We start from the raw sequence: 18,121 nt of genomic DNA on the forward strand, positions 1-18,121 counted from the left end.
TCAGCTTCCGTCCGCAATCACGGGAATGGCGGGAATCACTGGTTTTCCTGCCGGACCGGCGGGAGCTCCGTCTGCGGCTTGGGCAGCAGGGCCTTCTTCAGGTCCTGGGCGCCCTTCGCGTCCAGGCCGTACATCGCCTCGTAGATCTTGCGGACGGCCGGTCCCGAGGCTCCGGAGCCGGTGCCGCCCTGGGAGATGGTCATCACGATCGCGTAGTCCTCGGTGTAGGAGGCGAACCACGAGGTGGTCTGCTTGCCCTGGACCTCGGCCGTACCGGTCTTCGCGTGCATCGGGATCTGCTTCTGCGGCCAGCCGCCGAACCGCCAGGCCGCGCTGCCGGTGGTGGCCACGTCGGCGAGGGCGCCGTCGATGTCCTTGCGGAGCTTGGCGTTCATCGGGAGCCTGCCCTGTTCCTTCGGGGCGATCTCCTTGACCGAGGTGCCGTCGGCGCTGACCACGGCCTTGCCGATGCTGGGCTGGTGCAGGGTGCCGCCGTTGGCGATGGCGGCGTAGACGGAGGCCATCTGGATCGGGGTGACGAGGGTGTCGCCCTGGCCGATGGAGTAGTTGATCGCGTCGCCCTCGCGGAGCTGGTTGCCCTGGCGGCAGTTCTCGTAGGCGATCTTCTCGGCGTACGAGCCGTTCTTCTTGCCGTCGCGGCACCAGGCGGCCTTGTTCGCCTCGAAGAAGTCCTTCTTCCACTGGCGGTCGGGGACCCGGCCCGGGACCTCGCTGGGCAGGTCGATGCCGGTGCGCTTGCCGAGGCCGAACTCGTGGGCGGTCTTGAAGAACCAGTCGCTCGGCTTGGCCTTGGGCTTGATGCCGCCGTCCTTCTTCCACTCCTGGTCGGCGATGGCGTAGTAGACGGTGTCGCAGGAGACTTCCAGGGCCTTGCCGATGGTGATGTCGCCGTAGCCCTGGGACTCGAAGTTGGTGAAGACCTGGCTGCCGACCGAGTACGAGCTCGGGCAGCCGTAGAGCCGGTTGAAGGGGTAGCCGGCGTTGACCGCGGCCGCCGAGGAGACCACCTTGAAGATCGAGCCGGGGGCCGCCTGGCCCTGGATGGCGCGGTTCAGCAGCGGGTAGTTCGACGCCTTGTCGGTGAGGGAGGCGTAGTCCTTCGCGGAGATCCCGCCGACCCAGGCGTTCGGGTCGTAGGTCGGGTTCGACGCCATCGCGACGACCCGGCCGGTCTTGGACTCCATGACCACGACGGCGCCCGAGTCGGCCTCGTAGTGGCGGCCCGTGTTGTTCTTGTCGATGCCCTTGCGGGCCTCGATCATCGCGTTGTTCAGCTCGCGCTCGGCCACGGCCTGCACGCGCGAGTCGATCGAGGTCACGATGTTGGCGCCCGGCTGCGGCTTGTCGCTCACTCCCTCGCCGATGATCCGGCCGAGGTTGTCCACCTCGTAGCGGGTGATGCCCGCCTTGCCGCGCAGGTCCTTGTCGTAGGTGCGCTCCAGGCCGCTGCGGCCCACCTGGTCGGAGCGCAGGTACGGGGAGTCGGAGCCCTTCGCCTTGGTGATCTCCTCGTCGGTCACCGGGGAGAGGTAGCCGAGCACCTGGGAGGTGTTGGCGCCGTCGGGGCCGGCGTAGCGGCGCAGGGCGGTGGGCTCGGCGGTGATGCCGGGGAACTGCTCGGCGTGCTCCCGTATCTCCAGGACCTGGTCGGTGGTGGCCTCGTCGGTGATGGGGATCGGCTGGTACGGGGAGCCGTTCCAGCAGGGCTTGGGGGTCTTGGCGTCGCACAGCCGCACGCCGTTGACCACGTCCTCGGGGCTGAGGCCCAGGACTCCGGCGAGCTCGGTGAGGACGCCCTTGCCGCGGTCCTTCATCTTGGAGAGCTCGGTGCGGCTGGCGGAGACCACCATGCGGGTCTCGTTGTCGGCGAGCGGGATCCCGCGGGAATCGAGGATCGAGCCGCGCACGGCGGGCTGGACCACCTGCTGGGTGTGGTTGTTCTTCGCCTCGTCCGTGTACTCCTGGCCGTTGCGTATCTGGAGGTACCACAGACGCCCGCCGAGGGTCAGCAGCAGCGAGAACACCACGATCTGGATCATGACGAGCCGGTTCTGGACCCGGGGTGTGCGCCCGGTCTCCGGTATGTTGCTCAACTCGGCTCTCCCCCGGACTGGTCATCGCCTGACCCGCCCGAGTCTAGATCCCCGCGGGGACTAGAACGGGAACCGTGTCCGGCCGTGCTGGACCGAGATCCATTTCTGGGTGGTGAACGCCTCGACGGTGGCCTCGCCGCCCAGGCGGCCCATGCCGGAGGCCTTCTCCCCGCCGAACGCCGCGAGCGGCTCGTCGCCGATGGTGGAGTCGTTGACGTGGATCATGCCCGTCTCGATGCGCTGCGCGAAGCGGACCCCGCGCTCCACGTCCCGGGTGTGGACGGCGCCGCTCAGTCCGTACGGGGTCGCGTTGGTGAGGCGGACCGCCTCGTCCTCGCCGTCGAAGACGACGAGGAGGGCGACGGGGCCGAAGATCTCCTGACCGAGCAGCGGGGAGTCCTCGGGGAGCCCGGCGAGCACGGTGGGCTCGACCAGGTTGCCGCGCGTGGACCCCCGTACGAGGGCCTGCGCGCCGGAGTCGACGGCGCGGTCGACGAGCGCGGTGAGGGCGTCGGCCTGGAAGGAGTTGATCAGCGGGCCGATGTGGGTGTCGGCGTCGTGCGGGTCGCCGGTGTTCAGGGCGCGCACGCGGGTGGTGAACTTCTCGGTGAACTCCTCGGCGACGGAGGCGTCGACCAGGATCCGGTTGGCGGCCATGCAGACCTGGCCCTGGTAGACGAAGCGGCTGAAGACGGCCGCGTCCACCGCGTAGTCGAGGTCGGCGTCGTCGAGGACGACCAGGGCGCTGTTGCCGCTCAGTTCCAGGACGGTCCGCTTGAAGTGGCGGGCGGCGACCGCGCCGACGTGCCGGCCGACCCGGTCGGAGCCGGCGAAGGAGATGACCTTGGGGACGGGGTGGGTCAGGAGCGCGTCGCCTATCTCGGCTATGTCGGTGACCAGGACGTTGAGCAGGCCGGCCGGCAGGCCCGCGTCCTCGAAGATCCTGGCGATGACCCCGCCGCCGACGACGGGCGCGTTCTGGTTCGGCTTGATGACCACCGCGTTGCCCAGCGCGAGGGCCGGGGCGACGGACTTCAGGGTGACCAGGAAGGGGAAGTTGAAGGGGCTGATCACGGCGACGACCCCGACGGGCAGGCGCTGGACCCGGTTCTCCTTGCCCTCGACCGGCGAGGGCAGGATGCGGCCCTCGGGGCGGACGGCCAGCTGCATGGCCTCGCGGATGAACTCCTTGGCGAGGTGGACCTCGTACTCGGCCTTGGGACGGGTCCCGCCGAGCTCGTCGATCATCGCCTCGACGATCTCCTTCTCGCGCTCCTCGGTGATCCGCAGGGCGCGTTCCAGGACGGCTCGTCTGGTGTAGGGGCTGGTGGCGGCCCAGTCCTTCTGGGCCCGCTCGGCGGCCCGGTAGGCCTGGTCGACCTGCTCGACGGTGGCCACGGTGATGGCCGCGAGCTTCTCCCCGTTGTACGGGTTGACGTCGATGATGTCCCACGACCCGGTTCCGGCCAGCCATTCGCCGTCGATGTACTGGTGAGCCAGGTCCTCGAATATGGACATGCCATCCCTTACGTCGAACGCGCGTCCTTGCGCTGCACCGGAGACCCGTGGGTCGTCGTCATGCTCCGATCAAGCATCACGGCCTGATCAGACGTCATAGTACGTGTGAATCAAGACAGTTGAAGCAGACCGCGCAGGAGATCCCGGGTCTTGTCGGGGTCCGGGCAGTCGCTCTGGAGGCGCAGCATCGCCCGCTCGTACTGCCCCACTTCCTCTTCTTTGTCGAGGTAGAGGGCGCTGGTGAGCTGTTCCAGATAGACGACGTCCTGGAGGTCGGACTCGGGGAAGCGCAGCAGGGTGAAGGCGCCGCTCTCACCGGCGTGGCCGCCGAAGGAGAAGGGCATGACCTGCAGGTGCACGTTGGGCCGCTGCGAGATCTCGATGAGGTGCTCCAGCTGACCGCGCATCACGTCCCGGTCGCCGTACGGGCGGCGCAGCGCGGCCTCGTCGAGGACGGCGTGGAAGACGGGGGCGTTCTCGGAGACCAGCACCTTCTGGCGTTCCAGGCGCAGCGCGACCCGGCGGTCGATCTCGGCGCGGCCGGCGCCGGGCATGCCGCGGCTGACCACGGCCTGGGCGTAGGCCTCGGTCTGCAGCAGGCCGTGCACGAACTGGACCTCGTAGATGCGGATGAGGGAGGCGGCGCCTTCCAGGCCCACGTACGTCTGGAACCAGCCCGGCAGGACATCGCCGTAACTGTGCCACCAGCCGGCCACGTTGGCCTCGCGGACCAGCCCCAGGAGGGACTCCCGCTCCGTGCCGTCCGTGACTCCGTAGAGCGTGAGGAGGTCCTCTACGTCTCTGGCCTTGAAGCTCACCCTTCCCAACTCCAAGCGGCTGATCTTCGATTCGGATGCGCGGATCGAGTAACCGGCCGCCTCACGGGTGATGCCGCGGGATTCTCGGAGTCGCCTGAGCTGGGAGCCCAGGAGGATGCGGCGCACCACAGAACCACTGGCTTCTGCGGTCACGAGTCCTGCCCCTCCCCATGCCGTGGATGGATGCGTACGGATACGCGTGATGGCTGCGTCGCAGGGGCCCCCGCGCCCCTCAAAGCCCGCAGTCTGCCACCAAAACGCATCCGCCCGTACTCGTTCTGTAACGGATTTGGCCGCGCTGTAAAAGAAGTCCGTAAGTCTGCGTAGGAAGAAATGAGCAAGAACCATCACGGGACCGGACAGGTCCGGCGCGTGCACGTGCATCTGCCCTTGCATCCGGCTCCGCCATTCGGAACCATGGTCCCGCGCACCTGCGTGCCCCGCAGTTCTTTCGAATCCCGGGAGTGCCTCGCATGGGGACGAATGGATCGACCATGCTCGAGCCGTTACGGCAGGGGCTTCCCCCGGTCGACCCCACGGCTGTCTCCGGGTCCGCGTCCTGCGCCCTGCCCGCCCGCTTCGAAGCGGTGCGCGGAGCACGCACCTTCACGCGTTCCACCCTGGCCCAGTGGGGCCTCGACGACCGGTTCGACGACGTGGCCCTGGTCGTCTCCGAACTCGTCACCAACGCGCTGCGCCATGCCCTCCCGGACGACTCCCGCCCGGCCGCGGGCGAGAGCGAGCCGCCGGTGCGCCTGCACCTGATGCGGTGGAGCACCCGGCTGGTGTGCGCGGTGCGGGACCCCAGCGAGGACCGGCCCGGCGGGAACTTCGCGCCGGACGCGACGGAGCGCAACTGCGACCTGGAGTCGGGGCGCGGGCTCTTCCTCGTCGACTCCTACAGCGACAGCTGGGGCTGGCATCCGCTCGCGGGACGGCTGACCGGCAAGGTGGTCTGGGCGCTGTTCACGCTCCAGGACTGAATCACCACATAGACGGCACACATGCAGCAAGCGGCCGGGACTGATCATGGCGATCATTCCCGGCCGCTGCACGTGCATGGCTGATCTTCAGCTGGTTTCAGCTGATCAGGTGGTCGAACTCGCCGTCCTTGACACCCAGCAGCAGCGCTTCTATCTCGGCCGGCGTGTAGACGAGCGCCGGTCCGTCCGGAAACCGCGAGTTGCGCATGGCAACGTCGCCTCCGGGCAGTTTCGCGAACTCCACACAGGAACCTTGCGAGTTGCTGTGTCTGCTCTTCTGCCAGGTCACCCCGTCAAGCTCTGCAGCTGCCATCCCGTTGTACGCGTGGTCCACAGGAAGCCCCCGATAGTGCAGATGTCAACTGCACCGGATCATAGCTGTGTTCATGAACGCCTGCATGGGCAGATGCACGTGCACGAACGGACGCAAGGCACCACTAAGGGTGACGGCCTTCCCCGGACTCCCGGCGGGGCTCCGGGCGGGGCTCCGGGCGGGGCTCCGGGCGGGGTGGGGCGCGCAGGGCGTCGGAGACCTCCTCCAGGGACTCCAGCAGCTGGAGCGCCGCCCCGCGCAGCACGCCCGGGCCGGGGGTGTCCCCGTCGGCCAGGGCCGCGCGGACCCCCTCCCAGTCGGGCACCCGGCGCTCCCGTACCGCCTTCGCGCCCGCCTCCGTCGCCTCGCGCAGCGCCCGGGCCAGCTCGGCCGCGCCCGGCACCGGAGGCCGGGACCGGTCGGGGAAGTGCGCCTCCAGCAGCATCGCGTGGCGGCCCAGCGCGGCCAGGGCCCGGCCCGCCTCCTCGGCTGCCGCCTGGGAGATCCCGCGGTGGCGCACCGGCTCCCCGGCGGCCCGGTCCACCGCCTCCTGCCAGGCGACCCGGGCGTCGCGCACCTCCAGCAGGGTGGCCCGTACGTCGCCCCGCCGGGCTCCGGCCGGGTCGGCGTACTGCCCGAGCACGGCTGCCGCGTACCGCCCGTTGGCCGCCACCCAGTCCGCCAGGCGGGTCCGCAGCCGAGGGGTCTCCCAGGCCGGGTAGACGGCGTAGGAGATCATCGCGAGGACTCCGCCGACCAGGGTGAGGGTGACGCGGTCCGGCACGGTCTGGTCCCAGCGCAGGCCGCCCATGCCGAGCAGGAAGACGACGTAGGCGGAGACGAAGACCATCGAGACGGCGTACCCGGTGCGCATGAAGGTGTACATCAGGCCCGCGCTGATGACGGCGAGCAGCCCGGACACGTACATCCCCGGGTGCGCGAGCTGGACCACGGCCGTCGCGAGGGCGACCCCGACCAGGGTGCCGCCGAAGCGGGCGACGGCGCGGGTGTAGGTCTGCGTGAAATCGGGCCGCATGACCATGACGGAGGTCATCGGGGCCCAGTAGGCGTGGCCGAGCGGCAGCGCGTGGCCGATGCCGTAGCCGGCGCAGGCCACGGCGGTGACCCGCACGGCGTGCCGCAGGATCGGCGACCCGGGGCGCAGCTCGGCCCGTGCGGCGGCCAGCACCATCGGCGCGAGCGCCGGCAGGGTGGGCCGCAGCATCGACTCGCCGGGATCGGCGGTGCGCCCGGAGCCCGGCTCGGCGGTCTCGAGTACGTCGTCCAGCAGGGCGGCGAGCCTGCGCGCGGCGCGCAGCGCCGCGCCCTGGAACAGATCGGCGGTGTCGGGGGCCCCCAGCACCGCGAGGGCCGGGGCGGGCAGCCGTACCGCCTCCCCGTGCCGGATCGCGGACGCGGCGGCGTCCAGCACCGACCCGGCCGCGGCGAGCAGTTCCCGGACCCGGTCCCGCGCCGGGCCCTCGGCCGGAGCCCCGACCGCCGGGTCGGCCAGCAGGGCCAGCACCGGCCGGATCCGCTCCGCGAGCCCCCGCGCACCGTGCAGCTCGGCGGGGCGGCGGCGGGCCTGGCGCACCGTCACCGTCGCGGCGTCGCGCGCCCTCATCAGCGGCTGCGGGTCGAAGGAGGCGACCGGGTCCTGGCGCAGGCGGCGCGCGTAGTCGGCCTCGGCGGCCAGCGCGTCGGCCAGGGCGTCGCGCTGGGCGCCCCACCGCCGGACGGGGAACAGGACGATCAGCAGGGCCTGGACCACCCCGCCGGCGGCGATCATCGCGGCGTGTCCGGCGGCCTGGGGCACGGAGGTGGGCAGGGTGACGGTGACCAGCATGATCGCGACGTTGCCGGAGGCGATGATGCCGGCGGTGGGGCCGGCCGCCCACATCAGGCCCGCCGCGAAGCTCCACACGGCGAGCAGCAGCATGAAGGCCAGGGTGTGCGAGGACCCGACGAGGTAGCCGATGAAGGTGGACACGGCCAGGGTCAGTCCGGCGGCGAGCGCGAGGACGGGCCGGGGCCGCCAGCTCTTCTGGAAGGTGGCGACGGCCGCCATGTACGCGCCGAAGGCGGAGCTGGCGGCGGAGCCGGGCCCGAGGAAGGCGAGGCCCGCGCCGATGACGATGGCCAGGCCGACGGCGGCGCGGAGCGCGACGAGGGGCTGGAGCCGGGTCCGCTCGACCCTCAGCCCGGCCCGGGCGGTGTCCTTCAGTGCCCGGACCCAGCTCATGCCCCGAGCGTAGCCCTGGCGGGGGCGGAACCCGGGAGCCCGGGCCCGGCGCCGCCTGCGCGTCGGGGCCCGGCCCCGGGTGCATCCCGCTGCGCGGGGCGAAGTCCCGCAGCGACCCTTCCCGCTGCGCGGGGCGAAGTCCCCTCCCCGCCCTTCGCCCGTTCCCCGGGGCTCCGCCCCGGACCCCGCGCCTCAAACGCCGGCGAGGCTGGATGTATTCAGCCCGTCCGGCGTTTGAGGACCGGGTCCGGGCAGCGCCGGGGGAACGGGCGAAGGGCGGGTAGGGGACAGCCCCCCGCAGGGCAGCCGGGGCGCGCGGCCCGGGCCGGTGCTACCGCAGGGCGACCGGGGCGCGCGGCCCGGGCGGGTTACTGCCTGAGGGAGGCGCGGCGGGCGTCAGCCATGTGTGCCCGGTCGGCCGCGGCCGTGCCGTCCTCCCACCCCGCGAGGTCGGTCGCCCCGCGCAGCCGGGTCGTCGTGGTCCGGGGGAACATCTCCTCGGCCCGCGAGGTGACGGCCACGTCCCGGGCGACCAGGGCCGGCAGGTTGCCGGGGGCCTCGGCGACGGTGTCGGCCACCGTGTGCTCGGCCGTCTCGGCGAGCCGCTGGCCGAGCCGGCTCGCGTAGGCCAGGAGGAAGGACTGCCGGAAGGTCTTGGTGCGCTTGCGCCCGCCCGCCCGCTGCCCGGCCTCCGCGCGGGTCATGGCCGCGGTGCCCTGGACCAGCAGGGAGGTGTACAGCAGCTCCACCGCCTCCAGGTCGCTCTCGAAGCCGACGACGGTGGAGAACTCGTAGGCGCTGTTCCACACGGACCGGCAGCGGTTCGCGCTCGCCACCGCGTCGAGCAGCACCGCCTTGGCCTCCTCGTACGGGGCCTCGACACCGATCCGGCAGGCGCCGGGTATCTGGACCGTGCCGGACTTCACCGCGAGCAGGGCCGCGTCCACGGTGTGCCGGGCCATGAGCTCCTGCGCCTTGGCGCTCAGCGCCTCCGCCTCCTCCGGGAAGGTGGTCGCCTCGGCCTTCGCGAGGAGCGCCCGGATCCGGCCGAGCATGCGGGGCTCGATGTGCGCGTGTTCGAGGACGTCGGCGGGGTCCCCCGGCAGCGGGCCGACCGGCTCGATGGACGGCAGCCGGATCAGCAGCCGGAACACCTCCAGGACGGTCCCGGCCAGGCTGAAGCGGTCGGTGCGCTCCCGCTGGACCAGCCGCTCCCCGTACTGGGGGTCGTCCCCCCACCACACCTCGGCCTCGGTCCACCGCTCGGGCAGCCGCGCGTACCGCCGGGCCTCGGCGGCGATCAGGTCCTCGGTGATCCGCAGGTGCGGCTGCTCCAGGTCCCGGCGCACGAGCCGCAGCACGTCGGCAGGCCGCCACCCGCGCTCCCAGGCCTGGCGCAGGTACGCCTCCCCGCGCGCGAGCAGCGCCTGCCCGACCCCGCCCCACCGGTCCCCCTCGGCGACGAGCACCGACGCCCCGGCATCCAGCCCGGCGTCGTCCTGGTTGTACAGCGCGGCCTCACAGGCCCGGTCGACGATGTCTCTCACCCCTTCAGCTTGGCATGCCCGCGTTTCCAGCCCGTCCGGCGTTTGAGGCGCGGGGTCTGGGGCGGAGCCCCAGGGGGTCCGGGCGCAGCCCGGTACACCTCCAGCCCGTCCGGCGTTTGAGGAACGCGGTCCGGGGCCGAGCCCCGGGGAACGGAGGAAGGGGGGTAGGGGACTTCGCCCCACCCAGCGGCGCGCGCACGCCTGTGCGAGCGCGGCGCGCACCGGCACTGTCGGACCCCGGTGGGACACTCGCACTCATGAGCGAGCACACCCCCCGGTGGGCCCTCGCCGAGGACGGCGACGGCCGGTGGCACGCCACGCCACTGGACGGGCCCACGGGCGGAGCCCGTGTCACCACCACCGACCCCGCCGAAGCGATCCGCGCCGCCCCCGCCGGCACCCGCTGGGTCTGGCGGTCCACCCCGGCCGTCTATCCCCGACTCCTCGCCGCCGGCGCCCGCGTAGACCGCTGCCACGACATCGAGGACGCCGAGCTGCTCCTGCTCGCCCACGAGGGCCGCCTCGGCGAACCCCGCTCGGCGGCCGCCGCCTGGGCCCGGCTGACGAACGCCCCCGTACCGCCCGATCCCCCGCAGCGCGCGGCGGAGCCCGGCAGCCAGCACTCCCTCTTCGACCCCCAGCCCGCCCCCGTACCGCTCGACGCCCTCGTCGCCGTCCACGCCGACCAGGCGAAGCGGCTGGAGGCCACCGCCCACCCCGACCGGATGCGGCTGCTCGTGGCCTCCGAGTCGGCGGCCTTCCTCGTCGCCGCCGAGATGAACCGTGCGGGCCTGCCCTGGCGGGCCGACGTCCACCGGGCCCTGCTCACCGAGCTGCTCGGCGAGCGGTACGCGGGCCGCGGCCAGCCCCGCCGGCTCGCGGAGCTGGCGGACGAGGTCTCGGCCGCGTTCGGGCGGCGCGTACGGCCCGAGCTGGCCGCCGACGTCATCAAGGCCTTCGCGGAGGCCGGGATCAAGCTCAAGTCCACCCGCCGCTGGGAGATCCAGGACCTGGAACACCCCGCGGTGGAGCCGCTGCTCGCGTTCAAGAAGCTGTACCGGATCTACACCGCCCACGGCTGGTCCTGGCTCGCCGACTGGGTGCACGACGGCCGCTTCCGCCCCGAGTTCATCCCCGGCGGCACCTACACCGGCCGCTGGGTCACCAACGGCGGCGGGGCCCTGCAGATCCCCAAGGTCATCCGCCGCGCGGTCGTCGCCGACCCCGGCTGGCGGCTCGTGGTGGCCGACGCCGACCAGATGGAGCCCCGGGTGCTCGCCGCGATCTCCCGCGACCCCGCCTTCATGGAGGTGGCCGGCCGCCCCGAGGACCTGTACACCTCCATCTCCCGCCAGGGCTTCTCCGGCGACCGCGACATGGCGAAGATCGCCGTGCTCGGCGCGGTGTACGGGCAGACCTCCGGGGACGGCCTGAAGAACCTGGCCGCGCTGCGCCGCCGCTTCCCCCGGGCCGTCGCCTACGTGGACGACGCCGCGAAGGCGGGCGAGGAGGGGAGGCTCGTACGGACCTGGCTGGGCCGGACCTGCCCGCCGGCGGCCGATCCGGAGGAGGCCGAGGAGGCCCCCGACGGCTGGGTCCCGAGCTACGCCTCCACCGACGCCCGGGCGCGCGGCCGCTTCACCCGCAACTTCGTCGTGCAGGGCAGCGCCGCGGACTGGGCGCTGCTCCTGCTCGCCGCCCTGCGCCGGTCCCTCGCGGAGGCGGGGATGCGGGCCGAGCTGGTCTTCTTCCAGCACGACGAGGTCATCGTCCACTGCCCCGAGGAGGAGGCGCAGGCCGTGGCCGCGGCGATCCGCGAGGCGGGCGACCTGGCCGGCCGCCTCACCTTCGGCGAGACCCCGGTCCGCTTCCCCTTCACCACGGCCGTCGTGGAGTGCTACGCGGACGCGAAGTAGGGACCCGAAGCAGGGAACCGAAGCAGGGACCCGAAGTAGGGACGCCAACCAGGGAGGAGCGGCCGGCCCGCCGGTTTCTCCTACTGTCCGTACTCCGAGGCCCACTTCGAGCTCGTCGCGAGCTCCTTCATCCGCGCCAGCGTCAGCGCCGGCTCCTTGCGGGTCGCCGCCGACGACTGGCTCTCGGCGTTGAACGCGGACACGATCACCCGGGTCCCGTTCGGCCGCAGCGCCTCGGCGCTCCACCAGACCACGCCGGCCCCGCCCTTCTCCCCCGCCTGCTGGCGGGTCAGGACCTTCGTTCCGTCCGGCAGCGTCTCGGCGGATGTGAACAGGTCGGCCCACATCCCCGGGCGCTTGGCACTGTCCGGCTGGATCTGAAGGCTGACCAGCGACTTGCCCTTGCCCTCGTCGAGCACCAGGTAGCCCAGATCGGACCCGTCCTCGTCCCGGCTCACGACCGGGATCCCGTCCTTGCTCAGCATGGCCTCCAGGATGTCCACGGCCTTCGACCCCGTGCGGACGGGCTCCCTCTGCGGCGACTGGCCGGCGGCCGGCAGGTCGTTGAGGGCGGGGTGCCACAGCGGGGAGGTCACGAGTGCCTTGAGCTGCGCGAGCGTCAGCGGCGGCGTCGGACGGGAGACGGGCGCGCCCTTCTGTTCCTCCGCGTTCCACTCCTGGACGTCCACGAGGAACCCCTGGGGGGTCACCACCGTGGCGCGCCAGCACTTCGTGTCCGCCCGTCGGTCGGGGTACTCGTACCCCTTGAAGAGCAGCAGCCGCGAGCCGTCCGGGAGCTTCTCCGAGCTGCAACTGTCGTACTTCACATTGACCTTGGAGGGGCACTTCACCATGTCGTCGGCCATCTCGCCCTTGGGGTCCACCCGGCTGAGGCCGAAGCCGATGCGGCCCTTGCCCTCGCCGTCATCGAAGACCCCGGACACCATGGGGGCGCCCATCCGGTCACCCGTGCCCCTCGACTCGATGCCGCTGAGCCGGCCCTGCGGCAGCAGCTGCTTGAACACCCCGGCCATCTCCTTGGCGGAGACGGCCCCGCTGCCGGTGCGGTCCATGCCCGGCGGCGGCGTCAGGGGCGCGGGCGGCTCCGGCGAGTTCGCCACGACGTCACCCCGGTCGCCTCCGCCGCCCGGGCCGAGCAGCCCGTTCGCGTAGGCCCCGAAGGAGCCGATCAAGGCCAGGGCGAGCGCCGAGCCGCCGGCCACGGCGGCCCGGCGACGGGCCACCATCCGCCGCCCGCGCCGCTCCCCGGCGTCCACGAGGTCGCGGCCCTCGGCCGTGAAGCCTTCGCCCGTACGCCGGAGGGCTTCACCGAGCTCATCTTCAAGGGGCATGCGGAATCAAGCCTTCCGTTCACAGGGGTCGTGGAATGAGGAGAAGCGGAAAGAACAGAGGTGCATACGGGAGAGAGGGGCTCAGCGCCCCGCGAACTCCACGAGCGAGCCGCCCAGTTGCTCCCGCAGCCGGGTCAGCGCCCGCGAGCTGCGGGTCCGTACGGCCGCCGAGCTGACGTTCATCGCGTCGGCGGTCTCCTCGACACTGCGGTCCTCCCAGTACCGCAGCACCAGGACCGCCCGGTCCTTCGGTGCCAGCCGCCCGAGCGCCTCCAGCAGCGTCAGCCGCAGCGCGGGATCGCCGCCGGCCGGGGCGCCCGCGTCGGGGAACTCCCCGACCGGACGCTCCCCCGCCGACCGGCGGCGCTGGTGCGTCAGGAAGGCGCGCACCAGGACGGTTTGCGCGTACGCCGCCGGATTGTCTATCCGGGCGACGCGCCCCCAGAGCAGGTACATCCGCCTGAGGGTCTCCTGTACGAGATCCCCCGCGAGGTGGGTGTCACCGCTCGTCAGCAGACAGGCCGACCGGTACAAATGCGCCGATCTGCCCACCGCGAACTCACGGAACCCATCTCTGCGTCCGTACGCCATCCGCTCCCCCTCGTGCCCGTCTCACACCAATGACGCGACGAGGACCGGGAATGTTTCAGCCGATCTCAAACTGATGCGGATCCGGTCTCGGACCCGGTCCCGGACCCGTTCTCCGAGAGGTCGTGGAAGTACATGTGGAACTCCTCGCGGACGAACCCCTCCGCCTCGTACAGCCCCTGCGCGACGAGGTTGTCGTACGCCGTCTCCAGCTGCACGCCCGAGACCCCGGCCTCCCGCGCCCGGCGCAGCACCTCGCGCAGCAGCGCGCGGCCCGCGCCCGTACGGCGGCCGGCGGGGGCCACGTACAGGTCGCCCAGCAGCCACGCGGGCTTCATGGCCAACGAGGAGAACATCGGGTAGACCTGCGTGAAGCCGACCGTGCCCGCCCCCGGAACCTCGGCGAGCAGGATGAAGGAGTCCCCGCCCGCCAGCCGCTCCGCCAGGAAGGCGCGCGGGCGCTCCGGGTCCTCGACCTCCACCTCGTAGAACTCCAGGTAGCCGCGGAAGAGCTCGGCGGCGGTGTCCAGATCCGCCTCGCCCGCCTCGCGCAGGAGCACCTTGTCCGGGTTTCCCGCCCCCAGGACTTCACCCTGTGTCGTCCGACCGTTCATATCGCTCTCCCTCGTCCACTCCGCGCGCCGATTCCATTGTGCGCGGGGGGTCCCAATCCACCTGCGTCGCCCTACGCTACGGCCGGGCCGGCAGGGGACCGGCCCCGCAACGGGGGCCACACATGACACCGCTCGGCACCATCGTCATCGTCTGCGTCGTGATCGTCCTGCTGGTTCCGGTCTGGCTGACCGTCACCTACAACGGGCTCGTCCGGCGCCGCAACCAGGTCGACAACGCCTGGGCCCAGGTCGACGTCCAGCTCAAGCGCCGCTACGACCTGATCCCCAACCTCGTCGAGACCGTCAAGGGCTACGCCGCCCACGAGCGCGGCACCTTCGAGGCCGTCGTCCGGGCCCGCGACGCGGCTGCCGCCGCGAGCGGTCCCGCCAACAAGGAGCGGGCCGAGGCCGTCCTGCGCACCGGCCTGACCGGGCTGTTCGCCCTCGCCGAGGCCTATCCGGCGCTGCGCGCCGCCGGCACCTTCGACTCCCTGCAACAGGAGCTGGCGACCACCGAGGACCGCGCCGCGTACGCCCGGCAGTACTACAACGACGCCGTGCTGGCCTACAACACCTCCGTCTCCGCCTTCCCGACCCTGCTGATCGCCGGACCCCTGGGCTTCCGCGTCCGCGCGTTCTTCGGCGCGGGAGAGGGCGAAACCGGCCCGGTCCAGGTCAGGTTCTAGGTGACCTGGACCTGGTTCGTCGCGGCGGCCACCCTGGTGAGCACGCTGCTGTGGCTGTCCGCCTTCGGCTGGGCGGTGGCCGCCACCCGGCCCGCGCCCTTGGCCGCCGACGGGCCGACGATGGAGCTGCGGCCTGAGCCGCCCGCGCTGGTGGAGTTCCTGACGGGCGGCTGGGAGTCCGGTCGCGGCGCCCCGCGCGCCACGCTCCTGGACCTGGCCGCGCGCGGGTTCCTCGCCCTGGAGCAGACCGGCCCCGATCCGCGCGACACCCTCGTCCGCATCCGGCCGCCCCGGGGGAAGCCCACCGGTGCCACCGGTACGGCCGGTGCCACCGGTGCCACCGGTACGGCCGCGGAGGACCTGCTCCCCTACGAGGCCCTGGTGCTGGCCCGGGTCACGGCCCTGGCCTCCGGCGGGGTGCTGCCCGTCGGCGCCCTGGCCCGGGGCACCGAGGACGAGGACCGGGGCTGGTGGCGTGCCTTCCGCCGGGCGGTGGCCGCCGATGCCCGGTCCCGCGGACTGGCCCGGGACCGCTACCCGGCGCCGCTGAAGGCCGGGCTGACGCTGGCGGCGGTGCCTCCCGGGGCCCTGGCGGCCGTCCTGTTCGTGTCGCTGGCCGGGCCCGGCGGCTGGTTCATGTCCCTGGCCACCGGCCTGGCCGTCTGGGCCTGCGGCTCGGTGCTGGTCGCCCGCCTCACCGGGGAGCGCGAGACGCCCGCCGGGACCGGGGCCTGCGCGCACTGGCTCGGCGTACGGGAGTGGATGGCCCGCGACGAGTCCTTCCCCGGGCTGCCCCCGGCGGCGGTGGCCGTCTGGGACCGCTACGTCGCCTACGGCGCCGCCACCGGGGTGGCCCGTTCCGCGCTCGCCGTGCTCCCGCTCGGCCCGCGCGACGAGCGGCGCGCCTGGTCCACGTACGGCGGCGGCTGGCACGAGGTCCGGCTGCGCTACGCCCCCGCCCCGGCGCGCGCCCTGCGCCCGCCGCGCGACAGCGTGCGGCTCGCCCTGCGGCGGGCCGGATCCGCGTCGATCGTGCTGCTGCTGGTGGCCTGGTGGCACACGCATCCGCCGGGCGAGATCCGGCTCCCGGTCCCGAGCGTCCCGCTGCTGGTCGTGGAGCTGGTCCTGCTGACCGGCGTGCTGATGGGCGCCCGCTGGCTGTGGACCGGCCGACGGCCCGTGATCCCGCTCGCGGCATACGTGTACGGCGGCCTCCTCGCCTTCGTCGGCTCCACCTGGGGGCTCCAGGCCTCCGGGAGCTGGGAGGTGCCGCCGCAGGCGGCGTGGGCGCAGCTGCCTCCGGTGCTGATCACCGGTCCCGCGCTGCTCTGGTACCTCTTCCTCCTCGCCGCCGCCCTGCTGGACCTGTCCCGGCGGGCCTGGAGCGAGGGCGAGGTGGTGCGGCTGCGCACCGGGAAGCAGGTCCGCCACCTGGCGCTCGACCCGGGCGGCCGGACCACGGTCACGGCCTGGCCCGTACGCAGCGAGCTGTACGGGGCCCTGCGCGAGGGGGCCGTCGTACGGGTGCTGCGGGGACCGGTGCTCGGGCACGTCTACGACGTCGTGCTGGTGACGCCTTCACCGCAGGGCGAGCTGTTCCCGGCGGCGGACCCGTCCGAGCTCTACGACGCGCAGGACTCCGGGTCCGGGGAGGCTCCCGGGCTGCCCGGGCTCACCGTCCCCTCCGCCCTCTCCACGCTCCTGCGGCGGGGCGATCCGGAGGAGTTCCTCCCGGTCGCCGAAGCCGCCCGGATCCTGCGCGCAGAGCTACGGGCGTCCGACACGCTGCCCGGCCTCGGCATCCGTACCTACGTCACCCCGGACGGCCGCACCGCCCTGCTGCTGCAGACCGCTTCGGGGGCCCTCGGCCGACGGCTCCTCGCCACCCACAAGCGGCGTGCCGCCCCGGTCGGCGCGGGTGAGGCCGACGTCGCCTACGCACGGGGGCGGCGGCTGGTGCTGCGGCGCGGCGAGCACGTCCTGATGCTCGAACTGCCGCACGGCGCCGACCCGTCGGCCCTGCCGGCGCTCGCCGAGGCGGCGGCCCGCCGGATGGTCAGTGGTTCTCGTCCCCGGTGACGGGCTGGGCCGGGAGGGTGAAGACGTGCTGCGGGGTCACGATCTTGGTGATCGCCTCGCCGAACAGAGTGCTGGGCTCCTCGCCTTCGGCGGAGATGTCGGTGTTGAGCAGCACCACCAGGGTGGCCTTCGACAGCTGCGGGGCGTAGACGGTCAGCGACTGGTAGCCGGGCAGCGAACCGTTGTGCCCGATCCACCCCTGGACGTTGAAGATGCCCAGCCCGTAGCCGGTGCCCGGCAGGGCCGGTACGACGTCGAGGCGCTCGGCCTGGGTGGCGGGGGTGAGCAGCTCACCGGTGGCCAGCACCTCGGCCCACCGCCGCAGGTCCGTGAGGTCGGAGATCATCGCTCCGGCGGCCCATCCCCAGGAGGGGTTCCAGTCCGCCGAGTCCTCGGTCTTCCCCGAAGCCGTCTGGTCCGTGTAGCCCTGGGCGTGCGGGGTCGGGAACTCGGCGCCCGTCGGGAAGAGGGTGTTCTTCAGCCCGGCGGGCTCGCTGACCTCCTCGTTGATGTAGTCGGCGAGCGTCTGCCCGCTGACCTTCTCCACGACGAGCCCGATCAGGATCAGGTTGGTGTTGCAGTAGGAGAACTCCGCGTTCGGCTCGAAGAGCACCGGGTGCTTGAAGGAGTACGCGAGCAGTTCCTGCGGGGTGAAGGGCCGCTGGGGATCGCTGGTCAGCGCCTTGAAGAAGTCCTCGTCGGCGGAGTAGTTGAACAGCCCGCTGCGCATGCCGGCCAGCTCGCGCAGCGTGATGCGGTCACCGCCCGGCACGCCGTCGACGTACTTCCCTATGGGGTCGTCCAGCCCGATCTTGCCCTCGTCGACCAGCTTCAGCATCGCGGTCACGGTGAAGGTCTTGGTCTCGCTGCCGATCCGCATGTTGAGGGCGTCGGTCATGGGCGCCCCGGTGGCCTTGTCGGCCACGCCGAAGGCCCGTACGTACGCTCCCTTGCCCGGCGCCGACAGGGCCACTTGGACCCCGGGCACCTTGGCCTCGTCCATCACCTTCCGGATGGCGTCGTCCAACTGCCGCGCCACGGCGGGGGTGAGCTGCGCAAACTCATCGGAGACGGCCGGACTGCTCGCCGCCGGAGGTGTCGGCGCATCCACTGCGTACCCGGCACCGGCCCCCACGGGCACCATCAGGAGCCCCGCTGCGGCCGCTCCCACAGCCGCCCTGCGCAACCGTGTCGTGCTCACCCGTCCAACGTAGCCCCGCGCCGGGGGCCGGGCGACCGGAAGGCCGGGGTACCCCAGTACGGTGTGACCGGCCCCCGGCCCAACTGGGCTTTCACCGACGGGAAAGGATTGTTTGCCGGCATGGGATGCGATACGCGCATGCTGGAGCGA

Annotated in this window: 13 protein-coding genes and 1 pseudogene; 4 read left to right on the forward strand and 10 right to left on the reverse strand. The window is 72.6% G+C overall.

Annotated features, from left to right (window positions below):
* Positions 1 to 44: 44 nt before the first annotated feature.
* The 3 genes and pseudogenes from mrdA to MTF69_RS32560 form a co-directional block, all read right to left on the reverse strand.
* Positions 45 to 2,114 (reverse strand): annotated as a pseudogene (mrdA, locus tag MTF69_RS32550) (penicillin-binding protein 2); the annotation flags it as partial.
* Positions 2,115 to 2,174: 60 nt separating this feature from the next.
* A complete protein-coding gene (locus tag MTF69_RS32555) occupies positions 2,175 to 3,632 on the reverse strand; it encodes an aldehyde dehydrogenase family protein (RefSeq protein WP_243339824.1) in 1,458 nt (485 codons plus the stop codon).
* A 110-nt stretch (positions 3,633 to 3,742) separates the two neighbouring features.
* Positions 3,743 to 4,603 (reverse strand): helix-turn-helix domain-containing protein, encoded by an 861-nt coding sequence (locus MTF69_RS32560; RefSeq protein WP_374324626.1) that lies wholly within the window; start codon positions 4,601 to 4,603, stop codon positions 3,743 to 3,745.
* A 341-nt stretch (positions 4,604 to 4,944) separates the two neighbouring features.
* Between MTF69_RS32560 and MTF69_RS32565 the strand changes: the two genes are divergently transcribed.
* The gene (locus tag MTF69_RS32565; protein ID WP_243339825.1) at positions 4,945 to 5,433 is read left to right on the forward strand and encodes an ATP-binding protein; all 489 of its coding nucleotides are present in this window, start codon (positions 4,945 to 4,947) and stop codon (positions 5,431 to 5,433) included.
* 97 nt (positions 5,434 to 5,530) lie between these two features.
* On the opposite strand, the gene MTF69_RS32570 is transcribed toward MTF69_RS32565, so the two are convergent.
* From MTF69_RS32570 to MTF69_RS32580, 3 genes are all read right to left on the reverse strand, one after another.
* Entirely contained in the window at positions 5,531 to 5,767 is a 237-nt protein-coding gene (locus MTF69_RS32570; RefSeq protein WP_112450436.1) for a DUF397 domain-containing protein, read from the reverse strand.
* A gap of 103 nt (positions 5,768 to 5,870) precedes the next feature.
* Positions 5,871 to 7,988, reverse strand: coding sequence for an FUSC family protein (locus MTF69_RS32575; RefSeq protein WP_243339826.1), 2,118 nt, complete (start codon positions 7,986 to 7,988; stop codon positions 5,871 to 5,873).
* A 368-nt stretch (positions 7,989 to 8,356) separates the two neighbouring features.
* Positions 8,357 to 9,535, reverse strand: a complete 1,179-nt coding sequence (locus tag MTF69_RS32580; protein WP_243339827.1) for a DUF2786 domain-containing protein — start codon at positions 9,533 to 9,535, stop codon at positions 8,357 to 8,359.
* A gap of 257 nt (positions 9,536 to 9,792) precedes the next feature.
* Between MTF69_RS32580 and MTF69_RS32585 the strand changes: the two genes are divergently transcribed.
* A complete protein-coding gene (locus MTF69_RS32585) occupies positions 9,793 to 11,451 on the forward strand; it encodes a bifunctional 3'-5' exonuclease/DNA polymerase (RefSeq protein ID WP_243339828.1) in 1,659 nt (552 codons plus the stop codon).
* 80 nt (positions 11,452 to 11,531) lie between these two features.
* Here MTF69_RS32585 and MTF69_RS32590 read toward each other — a convergent pair whose 3' ends face one another.
* The 3 genes from MTF69_RS32590 to MTF69_RS32600 form a co-directional block, all read right to left on the reverse strand.
* Complete coding sequence (locus tag MTF69_RS32590) at positions 11,532 to 12,803, reverse strand: hypothetical protein (protein ID WP_243339829.1); 1,272 nt, start codon at positions 12,801 to 12,803, stop codon at positions 11,532 to 11,534.
* Between the two features lie 81 nt (positions 12,804 to 12,884).
* Positions 12,885 to 13,394 carry a SigE family RNA polymerase sigma factor gene (locus tag MTF69_RS32595; RefSeq protein WP_243339830.1) on the reverse strand — a complete coding sequence of 170 codons (510 nt, stop codon included), beginning with the start codon at positions 13,392 to 13,394 and terminating at the stop codon, positions 12,885 to 12,887.
* 65 nt (positions 13,395 to 13,459) lie between these two features.
* Positions 13,460 to 14,005 carry a GNAT family N-acetyltransferase gene (locus tag MTF69_RS32600; protein WP_243339831.1) on the reverse strand — a complete coding sequence of 182 codons (546 nt, stop codon included), beginning with the start codon at positions 14,003 to 14,005 and terminating at the stop codon, positions 13,460 to 13,462.
* A gap of 122 nt (positions 14,006 to 14,127) precedes the next feature.
* Here MTF69_RS32600 and MTF69_RS32605 point away from each other — a divergent pair, with 122 nt between their 5' ends.
* Both MTF69_RS32605 and MTF69_RS32610 read left to right on the forward strand, forming a co-directional pair.
* Entirely contained in the window at positions 14,128 to 14,691 is a 564-nt protein-coding gene (locus MTF69_RS32605; RefSeq protein WP_243339832.1) for a LemA family protein, read from the forward strand.
* Positions 14,692 to 16,770 (forward strand): DUF2207 domain-containing protein, encoded by a 2,079-nt coding sequence (locus MTF69_RS32610; RefSeq protein ID WP_243339833.1) that lies wholly within the window; start codon positions 14,692 to 14,694, stop codon positions 16,768 to 16,770.
* Here the strand turns inward: MTF69_RS32610 and MTF69_RS32615 are convergent.
* Positions 16,748 to 17,914: a serine hydrolase gene (locus tag MTF69_RS32615; RefSeq protein ID WP_243339912.1), complete on the reverse strand. Its 1,167-nt coding sequence runs from the start codon at positions 17,912 to 17,914 to the stop codon at positions 16,748 to 16,750. The genes MTF69_RS32610 and MTF69_RS32615 overlap by 23 nt on opposite strands.
* Positions 17,915 to 18,121: the final 207 nt, after the last annotated feature.

The sequence above is a fragment of the Streptomyces sp. AP-93 genome, assembly GCF_022808175.1.
In the GTDB taxonomy this organism is placed as follows: Bacteria; Actinomycetota; Actinomycetes; order Streptomycetales; family Streptomycetaceae; genus Streptomyces.

Excerpts from the sequence above, each read along its gene's own strand:
- MTF69_RS32555 (WP_243339824.1), bottom strand. The coding sequence starts at position 3,632 with ATGTCCATATTCGAGGACCTGGCTCACCAGTACATCGACGGCGAATGG.
- MTF69_RS32565 (WP_243339825.1), top strand. The coding sequence starts at position 4,945 with ATGCTCGAGCCGTTACGGCAGGGGCTTCCCCCGGTCGACCCCACGGCT.
- MTF69_RS32575 (WP_243339826.1), bottom strand. The coding sequence starts at position 7,988 with ATGAGCTGGGTCCGGGCACTGAAGGACACCGCCCGGGCCGGGCTGAGG.
- MTF69_RS32585 (WP_243339828.1), top strand. The coding sequence starts at position 9,793 with ATGAGCGAGCACACCCCCCGGTGGGCCCTCGCCGAGGACGGCGACGGC.
- MTF69_RS32590 (WP_243339829.1), bottom strand. The coding sequence starts at position 12,803 with ATGCCCCTTGAAGATGAGCTCGGTGAAGCCCTCCGGCGTACGGGCGAA.
- MTF69_RS32595 (WP_243339830.1), bottom strand. The coding sequence starts at position 13,394 with ATGGCGTACGGACGCAGAGATGGGTTCCGTGAGTTCGCGGTGGGCAGA.
- MTF69_RS32600 (WP_243339831.1), bottom strand. The coding sequence starts at position 14,005 with ATGAACGGTCGGACGACACAGGGTGAAGTCCTGGGGGCGGGAAACCCG.
- MTF69_RS32605 (WP_243339832.1), top strand. The coding sequence starts at position 14,128 with ATGACACCGCTCGGCACCATCGTCATCGTCTGCGTCGTGATCGTCCTG.
- MTF69_RS32615 (WP_243339912.1), bottom strand. The coding sequence starts at position 17,914 with ATGGTGCCCGTGGGGGCCGGTGCCGGGTACGCAGTGGATGCGCCGACA.